The organism is Methanoculleus sp. UBA208 (assembly GCF_002498065.1).
GTDB lineage: Archaea > Halobacteriota > Methanomicrobia > Methanomicrobiales > Methanoculleaceae > Methanoculleus.
In genome coordinates this window covers 5948-15304 of sequence record NZ_DAFZ01000076.1, presented here as the reverse complement: position 1 = coordinate 15304, position 9357 = coordinate 5948, and the positions used below count along the sequence as shown (strand labels likewise).

General features: G+C 64.9%; 16 protein-coding genes. All 16 read right to left on the bottom strand.

Annotation, left to right across the window (positions count from 1 at the left end; all coding sequences use genetic code 11):
- The coding region (locus tag BRA62_RS08185; RefSeq protein ID WP_292366081.1) for a DUF2341 domain-containing protein at positions 1 to 648 on the bottom strand (648 nt) is incomplete at its 3' end.
- Positions 649 to 657: 9 nt separating this feature from the next.
- Positions 658 to 1050 (bottom strand): hypothetical protein, encoded by a 393-nt coding sequence (locus tag BRA62_RS08180; protein ID WP_292366080.1) that lies wholly within the window; start codon positions 1048 to 1050, stop codon positions 658 to 660.
- Positions 1050 to 1430: a phage tail fiber protein gene (locus BRA62_RS08175; protein WP_292366079.1), complete on the bottom strand. Its 381-nt coding sequence runs from the start codon at positions 1428 to 1430 to the stop codon at positions 1050 to 1052. Before BRA62_RS08175 ends, BRA62_RS08180 begins: the two co-directional genes overlap by 1 nt.
- Before the next feature lie 108 nt (positions 1431 to 1538).
- Positions 1539 to 1865 (bottom strand): hypothetical protein, encoded by a 327-nt coding sequence (locus BRA62_RS08170; RefSeq protein ID WP_292366078.1) that lies wholly within the window; start codon positions 1863 to 1865, stop codon positions 1539 to 1541.
- Positions 1862 to 4123: a hypothetical protein gene (locus BRA62_RS08165; protein ID WP_292366077.1), complete on the bottom strand. Its 2262-nt coding sequence runs from the start codon at positions 4121 to 4123 to the stop codon at positions 1862 to 1864. Before BRA62_RS08165 ends, BRA62_RS08170 begins: the two co-directional genes overlap by 4 nt.
- Before the next feature lie 130 nt (positions 4124 to 4253).
- Positions 4254 to 4805, bottom strand: a complete 552-nt coding sequence (locus tag BRA62_RS08160; RefSeq protein WP_292366076.1) for a hypothetical protein — start codon at positions 4803 to 4805, stop codon at positions 4254 to 4256.
- Positions 4802 to 5524, bottom strand: a complete 723-nt coding sequence (locus tag BRA62_RS08155; RefSeq protein WP_292366075.1) for a hypothetical protein — start codon at positions 5522 to 5524, stop codon at positions 4802 to 4804. The genes BRA62_RS08160 and BRA62_RS08155 overlap by 4 nt, the downstream gene beginning before the upstream one ends.
- Before the next feature lie 3 nt (positions 5525 to 5527).
- On the bottom strand, positions 5528 to 5962 hold the full coding sequence (locus BRA62_RS08150; protein ID WP_292366074.1) for a DUF3168 domain-containing protein: 435 nt from the start codon (positions 5960 to 5962) through the stop codon (positions 5528 to 5530).
- The gene (locus tag BRA62_RS08145) at positions 5959 to 6408 is read right to left on the bottom strand and encodes an HK97-gp10 family putative phage morphogenesis protein (protein WP_292366073.1); all 450 of its coding nucleotides are present in this window, start codon (positions 6406 to 6408) and stop codon (positions 5959 to 5961) included. The genes BRA62_RS08150 and BRA62_RS08145 overlap by 4 nt, the downstream gene beginning before the upstream one ends.
- Entirely contained in the window at positions 6408 to 6641 is a 234-nt protein-coding gene (locus BRA62_RS08140; RefSeq protein WP_292366072.1) for a hypothetical protein, read from the bottom strand. The genes BRA62_RS08145 and BRA62_RS08140 overlap by 1 nt, the downstream gene beginning before the upstream one ends.
- A complete protein-coding gene (locus BRA62_RS08135) occupies positions 6638 to 6988 on the bottom strand; it encodes a hypothetical protein (RefSeq protein WP_292366071.1) in 351 nt (116 codons plus the stop codon). Before BRA62_RS08135 ends, BRA62_RS08140 begins: the two co-directional genes overlap by 4 nt.
- Entirely contained in the window at positions 6985 to 7356 is a 372-nt protein-coding gene (locus BRA62_RS08130; RefSeq protein WP_292366070.1) for a hypothetical protein, read from the bottom strand. The genes BRA62_RS08135 and BRA62_RS08130 overlap by 4 nt, the downstream gene beginning before the upstream one ends.
- Positions 7356 to 7595, bottom strand: coding sequence for a hypothetical protein (locus tag BRA62_RS08125; protein ID WP_292366069.1), 240 nt, complete (start codon positions 7593 to 7595; stop codon positions 7356 to 7358). The genes BRA62_RS08130 and BRA62_RS08125 overlap by 1 nt, the downstream gene beginning before the upstream one ends.
- A gap of 34 nt (positions 7596 to 7629) precedes the next feature.
- Complete coding sequence (locus tag BRA62_RS08120; RefSeq protein WP_292366068.1) at positions 7630 to 8661, bottom strand: phage major capsid protein; 1032 nt, start codon at positions 8659 to 8661, stop codon at positions 7630 to 7632.
- Position 8662: 1 nt separating this feature from the next.
- Positions 8663 to 9169 (bottom strand): hypothetical protein, encoded by a 507-nt coding sequence (locus BRA62_RS08115; RefSeq protein WP_292366067.1) that lies wholly within the window; start codon positions 9167 to 9169, stop codon positions 8663 to 8665.
- Positions 9169 to 9357 (bottom strand): hypothetical protein (locus BRA62_RS08110; RefSeq protein ID WP_292366066.1); only part of this gene is annotated, 189 nt, incomplete at its 5' end. The genes BRA62_RS08115 and BRA62_RS08110, both read right to left, overlap by 1 nt.

Sequence of the window (9357 nt, the reverse complement as noted above, 5' to 3'; positions counted from 1 at the left end):
GCCGGTGGTGTCCGAATCCTGACAGAAGAGAATGTATCCATTGCCGAGGGATGTGTGCCACCAATCCGAGGTCCCTCCGCTGAGGTCTTCGAGCGTCGTATCGCTCCCGAAGGTTGTATCGTGATAATGGCCGTGATCGACCTTTTCCCGGTACTCAATATAGATACCCTTTTCAAACGTTGCCTTGGATACGACGTTCCCGGAGGAAATTACGTTCGCTTTCCCCGCGAGTTGCAGATTCCCGCTCCCGTCGTGCTGCACCACCGCAGACGCAGATCCCTTCTTCTCCACAGTCCATTTGTTCGTGTCGATGCTGGCCCCGTCAAAATCATCGAAGATGAGAAAAACCGAATCCCCGTCGCTCGCGTCCTCCGCCCCCGGATTGCCGAAGAGCATCCAGATGAACGTATCGCTCGCCGGCAGCGCGATCCAGACGGTTGCTGACGTGCTCGCGGTGTAGGTCTCGATCCAGTAGGGGAGTTGCTCTCCCCTCGGAGAGAAGAATCGGACGTCTGAAAAATCAGGGTTCATTCCCTCGCGCCAGGCGAGCGAGATCGAGCCCTGGAACCCCTCGGTCGAGGACGGGTTGGCAATACTGATCCGGGCCTGATACGCCCACTCATAAAATTGATGGATGGTCGCCGTCATGGTGCGACCTCAGGACGTCGAGAGGACGTTCTTGTGCGCGTAGGCGGTCAGGCTCGTGATCGTGTAGGTGTTGTCCCCGTTGTAGACCGCGACCTTCACACACTGGGCCGGGATCGGGAACGGGAAGTACTGCTGGTGCGCCAATCCCGCGTCCCGGAGGGCCATCGTCCGCTCGTAGACCGGCTCATCGGAGTAGTTCGTCCCGTCGATCTTCGCGTAGACCCGGAGGACCGCCGCGACCGTCGCGGAGGCATTGTAGGTCATCGTCACCCCGACCCCGAAGAGGCCGACGCACCCGTTCAAGTCGATCTCGCTCGAGAGATCGGATTCCGTCTCGACCGGGACCTCCGCGTCGGTCAGGACTGCGGAGGAGGGGTCATTCCAGGCAATCCCTGCGACCATCAGGGGGCCCTCCCCTCGGTGAAGACGATCGAGACCGTCAGCCTCTCGGTGTTGTCGAGCATCTTGGTGCTGCTGTACTTGTGCCGCATCAGCATGTGGCCGGCGGTCGCAGCGTCAAAGATCCCGACCTCGTTGATGGTCTGTCCGTCGGCGGTCGCGGTGAACTCCTTCGACCAGGTCGCTTTGCCGATCGCCTCATACCCGCAGGTCGCCGCCGCCCGGGCGAGGCCGTTCGCCGTGAGTTCGGTCACCAGTGCCGTCTGGTCGATCGCCTCGACCGTCGTGCCGGAACCAAGCGCGATGTATGTAAACGGGGCAGTTGAGCCGCCGTTTATCAACTTCGCGATGTACTCGAGCCCCGTATTAACCAGTGTTGCCATGCTGTATCACCTTCCCGTCCTTCACTTCGTATTCCTCTGTCTCTTCCTCGATCCGACCGTCCTTCCGGCGGATCGTCGTTGTCAGTGTCAGTGTACCATCTCCCTGAATCATGCCGTGTCCCTCACAAACGTCACCGTGTACCACCAGTTCCCGCCCGGGTCCTGCTCCAGCCGGTCCCAGGACTTGATCGCGCAGTTGGTATACGAGGTGCCGTCGATGACCAGCGTCGCCTTCTGCCCGATCTTCGCGAGCAGGTTGCTGACGTCGCTGTAGGTCTGCGTGCAGCACACGAATTTGACCCGGAACCCGGTCTCGGTCGTCGTCTGTACCGCGGTCTTGCCGGAGAGGAGGGTCGTCTCGTTGGTGAGCACGACCGGGGCGAGGTTGAACGGGGCCGGGTTTTTCAGCTCGACACCGTCGAAGGTGACAGTCACGCTCTCACCCCCCGCCGCACCCGCTTCGACCGCTGCATCTCCTCCCACCGTCGGAAGATCTCGTCGAGGTCCTGATCGTTCCGGACGATGACCTGCCCGATCGAGAGAGTGTCCCCGCCGATCGAGGTCGTACTGTTACCGCCGCCCCGTAGCGGGACGATCGCCTCCGGACCGGCCTCCCCCACCAGGGCGAGGGTCGGTTTCGTGACGACGCCTCCCGACGCGAGGCCCGGGACGGATCCGGTCTTCCCGCCGAACCACCCGAGATCCACGCCGATGTCCCGGAGAATCGGGTTCTGGTCGAAGTAGGTCTTCAGCGCGGCCCACCGATCCTTGTAGCCCTGATGCAGGTCCTCGTCGTTCTGCTCGGCGATCGCGTCGTAGATCGCCTGCAGGTTGTTCCGGTCCTCGAGCGCCGTTTCCATCAGGGCTGTTTCCTCGTCCTTCTGCTCCTGGAGCTCGGAGAGCCTGGCCTGGGCCTGGGCAATGGTTCTCCCCCCGAGGATCTCGTCCTGCTCAGCCTCGAGGTCGCTGAGCCTCTTCCTGGCATCATCGAGCCGGTCCTGCGCGTCCCTAATAGCCAGGTCGGCCTCTCTCCGGTCAAGGGATGTGGCATCCGGGCCGAGGTTCCGCTGCCGCTCCCTCGCCCGCTCAAGCGCGATCTGGGCGTGCTCGATGGCCCGGCTCTGGTCATCGATGTCCTCGGGCATCTCCATCGCACGGTCGATCGCGGCCTTGAGCTCGTCATACTCCCGGCCGAGCTCTGAAACTACTCGCTGATGATCAGCGTAGGCGCGGTCGGCGTTCCGGAGTTCGTCCTCCGCCGCATCCATCGCGTCCCGCAGCGTTGCCGCGTAATCGAGAGCGTCCGCCTCGGCGTCCCGGGCAGCCTCGCCAGAATTCCACCATGCATCCGCGATGCCCTCGACGGTATCGATTGCCGGCGCCAGGCCCATGAGCGGGCCCGTGAGCCAGACCGCCTTGCGCCCGACCTTCTCGATCGCGGACGCACTCTCCGCCCCCCGGGTGCCGATCGTGTCGAGCAGGTCCTGGAACGGGTACCTCGCGTTCCGCGCCTCGTCGGCCATCTCCCGGAGGTCGTCGGCAGAGTAGGCCATCGCGTCGGACATGTCGAACGCCTTCTCCTCGGCCCGGCCCATCCACCAGGTGAGCGCCGCGAGCGCGGCCACCAGGCCGGCGACCCCGAGCGCCACCATGCCGGCGGGAGTGGTGAGGAGCGCGGCCGAGAAGCCCCGGGTGGCGAGCGTGGCAGCGAAGGTGGAGACCTTGTACGCCTCGATCGCAAGCCGGATCTGTCCGATCGCGCTGACCATCGACCCGGCTAACCAGATCGCCGGCCCGAGCGCGGCAGCGAACCCCCCGGTGATCAGGATGACGGTCCGGGTCGAGTCGTCCAGCCGCTCGTAGCCGTTGATCATCTGCCGGACGATATCGATCCCGGACTTCGCGATCGGGAGGAGATCGCGGCCGACGGTCTCGCCCAGCTCCTTCATGTCGGCAGCCAGGGCTTTCTCCTGGTTCGAGAATGACTCGGCGGTCCGTTCCGCGTCGCCCTGGGCGTCGGTGGTGGCCCGGAGGATGATGTTCATACGGGCCTGCGCCTTCTCGGCGTCGGTGGCCGCTTTGGTGCCGCCCTTGACGCCCATGTTCAGCAGCTCTTGCTGAACCTTCGCTTCGTTCACGACAATGCCGTATCGCTTCAGGGCTTCATACTCCCCGGTGATGGCAGACCGCAGGGCCGTAAACGCCTCGGAATCCGCAGTGTTGTTGAACGAGGCCAGGTCGACGGAAAGTTGCGTCAGGGTCTCAGAGAACTCCGTACCCTCGCTGTAGCCCATGCCCATTGCCTTGACAATGGACATGGTCGTGGCGAGCATGTCCTGCAGGTCGGTAGTCGCCCGGCCTGCAGCGTCGCCGTAGCTCTCGGCCCACGCCTCAGCGTCGGCGGTCATGCCCTGGAAGACCTGCTCGAACTTGCTCTGCGTCTCGGCAGCGTCGCCGGCAGCTTGGGTGGAGAGCGCTCCGAAGGCAAGCAGGGGTGCCGTGACGAAGAGGGTGAGGTCTTTGCCGATCTGCTTCGCTGCGGCGCCGACCTTCTGGAAGTCCTGGGCGATCTTCGCGGCGGTCTTCTCGGCCGCGTTCTCCAGGTCGTCGAGGTCATCTTCCGCTGCGGCGACGTCGTCCGATAAGGTCGATTTCAGTCCGAGGCCTACGAACAGTTTCTCGATTGCTTCCATCCGTCACTCCTTCGCGTTAATGGCGTTCCATGCTCCCTTCAGGTAGGCCCACTCCTCCTCAGTGCACGCAGCGAACTCGTGGGGGAGTTTCCCCATGGCGGCGCACAGCTGGAAGAGACCCCGGCCGAACTCACTTCGACCGAAAGGACCGGGCTTCTGCAGCCCGCTCCTGAGACGCCTTGAGGACCCCCTGCACGATCCCGCCGATGTCCTCGGGAGCGAACATCCCTGACTCCAGGAACTTGACGGTGATCGACTCGTCGACACAGATGTCGGCGATGAGTTCCAGGAGCTGGCGGTTCGCCGCGGCAGCCCGGGACTGTAGGGCCTCGAGAGCCTCCTGCGCCCCGGTCAGTTCTGCGACGAAGTCCTCCTGCGAGGACCCCCCGGGGCGGTCCTGCAGGCGGATCAACCGCAGGGTCCGGCGCCGGATCTCGGTCGCCGTCCGGACCGCATCGTTCTGAAGGTCCTCGATCTCCCGGACCTCGGCGGCGAGGGGGAGCCGGATCTCAATCTCGATCTCGCCGCCCGAAGAGTCGACCACCAGGGTCTCCCGGCGTTCCATGGCCCGGAGTGTCAGCCGCTCGGCGACCGTCAGCTCCTGGGCGGGCTTCGCCGCGAGTTCCTGCTGCCGCTCAGTGATCCGGGTGGAAAGGGCGGGGTCGTCTACCTGCCCACTCACGAGAGGTCCACCTCGGTGAGGTAGTCCGCCTGGAACCGCATCGACCGCTTGTAGTTGTCCTCGGTCGGGAACTCGCTGTCCAGGCCGGTAGCCCGGGCGCCGACGATAAACCACTTGTACACGATCGTGCCGGCAGCGTTGGCCCGCTTCCCGACGAGCGCCCCGATCTTCCGGACGCCGGTGAACCTCGTCGTGAAGGTCTTCTTCTCGGCCGCAGGGCTGCCGGTGACCTGGTCGCCGATACACATCGCGACGAAGGTCTGGTTGTAGTAGAACTCGCTGAGGTCCGCGGTATTCTCGACCGCTCCGACGGAGTTGAGTTTGTTGGCCTGTCCGTGCACGGCCGCGGTCTTCGTGTCGGCCGATGCCGAGAACTTGACATCGAGGCACGCGGCGACCTGTGTGAGCGTGGTCGCCCCGACATCGATGTAGTAGAGGACGACGACGTCGCCTTCTGTGATCCCGGTGTAGCCGACGAAATCGCAGCCGCCCGCCTCGGTGGCCGGGGTGGCCGAACTGGTCAGATACTCAATAATCGCGGTCGGTGTGCCGTTAACGGTCGCAACGACCGATCCATACTCGGCGGTGCCTGTGAGGGCGAACCCGCCAGCGGTGACGGCAGCGGCGGCGACGGTGATGGTTTCCGTCGTCGCAACGCCGCCGGCATACCACTTCACTTCCTGTCCCCTGGGGACATCAGATCCAGTTATGTCTGCCATAGTTCACGTCCTGAACTCGATCTCGAAGTCGCACGGCACATGGTAGTAATCGGTCTCGTCCTCGAGGAGCCGGGGGGCATTCGTGCACCGGCACTTCGTGACGGTGTAGGCGGTGGCCCCGAGGGTCCACGAGGAGACCTGTTTCTGCAGCGCTGTTCGACTGAGCGCGGAGATGACCGCCTCCGCGACTGCGGTGACTGTTGCCGGCGATCTAACGCCGGCGTGCTCTTCGGGGTCGTCCCAGCACGAGACCTGCACCCGGGCCCGCCGATCGCCCGAGATGTGGGCGTCGAGGACCTCGGAGATCAGCGAGTAGGTCAGGGCCGGGAGCGTGGGTTCGGTCGGCAGCCGGTCCGGATAGATCCTCTGGCCGACGAGGGCCGTAACCCCTGCATTGGCGGCCAGGACCGCTCTGCAGGCGGTGTCGATGAGGCTCACCGCACCGCCTCCCTGACGGTCTTCTGCAGGTCCTTCGCCAGGCCCTGGACGACGTTCACCTTCTCTTCATCCCACGCGGGGCGGAGGAAGGGCCGCGGCGCCGTGCCGGGCTTCGGCCCGTAGTTGTAGTCGTCGGGATGGTCGACGCCGGCTTCCGCCCCTCGACGGCCGGTGCCGTACTCGACGAAGGGGCCGTAATCGACGTTCGTGCCGGTCCGGATCTCGACGCCGTCGTCTGCCTCGACTGCCTGGGTGCCGATGCTGTTCCGGAGCCGACCGCCCGTGTAGCCGGGCCGGCTCTTGCCGACAGGGCAACGCTGCTTCGCCACGCGTTCGACCCGAAGCATGTTCTTTTCGCCGTGGCGGGCGAGCGTCGGCTGCGGGGTGCACTCGGCGAGCCGGTGCAGTTTCCGGGTGAGGCGATCGAGGCCTTCGATCGTGGCCATCAGAACCACTCCATGAGTCTCAGGAGGAGCACGGCCACGCCGCCCCCGATCGCGCCTGACCCGCCGCCGGTCGCAGCAATGCGCCCTATCGACTGGTTGTTCGCAGCCTCCAGGATGCGCACCCTCGCCTCGATGTCGGTCTGAGCTTTCGCGATCGCGTTCACCTCTCCGTAGATGAGGAGCAGGAGTTCGCGATCGGTCAGAGATCCCAGGCTGCTGTCAGGCAGGCTCATCCGACCGCCTCCAGTTCGGCCTTCAGATGCGAGATGGCCGTCGGGCCGTAGATGGCCTTCACCGCCTTGACGGAGTAGGTCTTGTCAAACCCGGCAGGCCCTGCGGAAACGGTGTCCCGCTCGGCGACCGCCGTCCCTGCAGGGAAGAGGACTCCCGGCAACGTCTGGAAGACGCTGCCGCTGTCGAGGTCCAGGCGCCTCGTCATGCTACCGGGGTTCGTGAACCTGCACGCAACGCCGGTCTGCGTCGTCGTGGTGACGCCCGGGACCCCGTAGGCGTCGACCTCCCCGGTGGGCTCCTGGTGCGTGATCGTGCAGGTGTGGATCAGGAGCGCCGGCGGGATCATCCGTTTACCCTCCTGATGCGGGATCCCCGCACCCGGGTCCTGGCGATGTATCGACCGACGGCCTCCCGGCCGAGACCTTCGTGGTAGTCGATCTCGTTCTGGGTGTTGTTCCCGATCGTGAGGTCTCCCCCGAGGTTGAGCGAGTTCGTCCGCTCGTTCGTGAGCCGGGAGCGGTCGACGATCTTGGCGATCGTGAAGTGTACCGACGCAACTTCGAGATCGGAGTCTCCGGTAGTCCCGGTCAGCCCAGAATCCCTAAGTACGGCGTCGATCCGATTATCGGCCTTGGCGATCAAGGAGACAAGCGTGCCCTCGTCGAGCGTCGTCCCGGACTCCAGAACCACATCGGCTGGAAGGGAGTAGGGCATCAGTCCGTCTCCCTCCCGTAGAGGGGCAGCCTGGCAATCGGGATCCGCTTCCGGGACCCTGCAGGGTCCAGAGGAACCGTCTCGACTGAAGTCGGTTTGAGGTGCCCCTGGTCGTCGGCGAGTTCGAGGATCTCGAGTTCGCCCGCCGTGAACTGCGTCCGGTCGTCGGAGGCTTCGGCGAGGTCTCTCTGGTGGCTCTTCGTCAGGTATTTCCCCTGGTTACGTGTGCTGAGTACCATCATCCCGACCTCCTGAAAAAAAGGGGATCCGGGATCAGAACTCAACCCGGACGACGGCGGTCTCGGTGCCGGCGGAACAGCCGAACCGCATGAAGACGTTCGCGGAGTCGAGCTGGTGCAGGTTGTCCTTCCAGTTCTCGATCGTGATGTCCTGGCGCATGCCGACGCCGCCGGCGCCGGAGCCGATGAGGAGCGCCCCGATCTCGCCGTCGGCCGCGTAGCCCCAGGTGTAGGTCCAGGCGCTTGACTCGCCGATCGAGGTATCCGGACCGCCGGCGACGCCGGTCATGCCGACGTTGACCCCGAGCAGCTGCTTCGGCTGGAAGCCCTGCAGGGCAATCTGCTGCCCCATGTAGTAACTCGGGGGGATGAAGTCCTGAAGGACCTTCGCCTCGGCCTCCGGGTGGAGGATCGCACCCACGGGTTCCCAGCCGGCTTCCTTCAGCTTGCCGAGGGCCATCGCGAACGCGTCGAGACCCTGGTCGGTGCCGGCGGTGTCGTGCTCGAGCGCGGAGGTCTTCATGGTCTCCAGGTAGAGCTTCAGGACCTCGTAGTTCAGGCGGTTCTCCAGCCGGTATCCAGTGTTCTCGACCTCCCGCGCCATGACGTCGTACTGCGAGTCGGCGATCATCTCGGCGGTGATCGTGGGGCATTCTCCGTACTTCTCGGCCGCGAAGTCCATGTAGTCGTAGTTCTGGGTACGGCGGCTGAACGGCGCCCCTTCGTTCACCCGCGGAGCCTTGTCCCCGGTCTCGCCCTTCGGCACCCGGAGCGTCTTTCCGGTCATCTTGTACCAGGGGACGATGTCCCCCCGGACGGCGCAGACGGCCCGGGCGCCCTTGATCACGGTGTTGTAAAACGTGGTCGGGACGAGGGCGGTTCCTTCGATCTCGGTCGAGAGGAGGAGCTTCCGGACGGACTGCACCTTCCCCTCGTGGTTCGTGGTCAGTGCGCGGGGGACGAGGGTCGGGTTCTCGGCGAGTTCCTTCTGCCGGCCCATTCCCTTGTCCCACATCTCGAAGTAGGTCTCGAGGAGACGGGTCGGGTCATAGTTGAGCGTGTTCATGTTATACCACCACCGCATGGTCGGAGTAGAGGACAGGTATCGGACAGACGACGATCAGGCCGGTTCCGTCTCCGGGGATATCCTCGATCGCGTAGCCGACGACCCAGGCGTGATGATCGATCGTCGTGTCGTTGGTCGCGTCGATGACCGTCGAGGCGAGATCCGCCCGGGGCGTGAACTCGCAGACGGTGCCTTTCACGGCGTTGGCGTTCGTCATGACGAGGCTGCCGGCGTCGATCCCGGTCGTGTCGTCGGCGACGGCGACCCGGCAGACTGACCCGAGGCCGTAGACGGTCAGCGGTTCCCCGGAGACCGCGTCGTGGCCGGCGATCCCGATCGGGAACTCTCCCGCGGTTTCGTCCATGCAGACGAAGGTCCTGGTCACGCCGGTCGCTGCGTAGCCGACCACCTGGCCGGCCTTGATCGTCTCGCCGGCGAGACCGCCGAGCACGAGCCCGATCTGGTCGACCGGGTTCCGGATCGTCGGGAAGGCGGCGATATCCGTCATCAGAGAGCCCTCCCTTCAGAGGAGATGACCCCGTTCTGGACCCGGACGGGCACTTCGGCAGGGGCGGCCAGTTCGCGGTCTTCGCCCTGGTCGCCGGTCTTCGGGTTCGGCGTCTCCTCGAGTTTCTTGATCCGCTCAAGCGCGGCTACGAGGTCTTCCTGGAGTTTCTTCTCCTCGGGAGTCTTCTC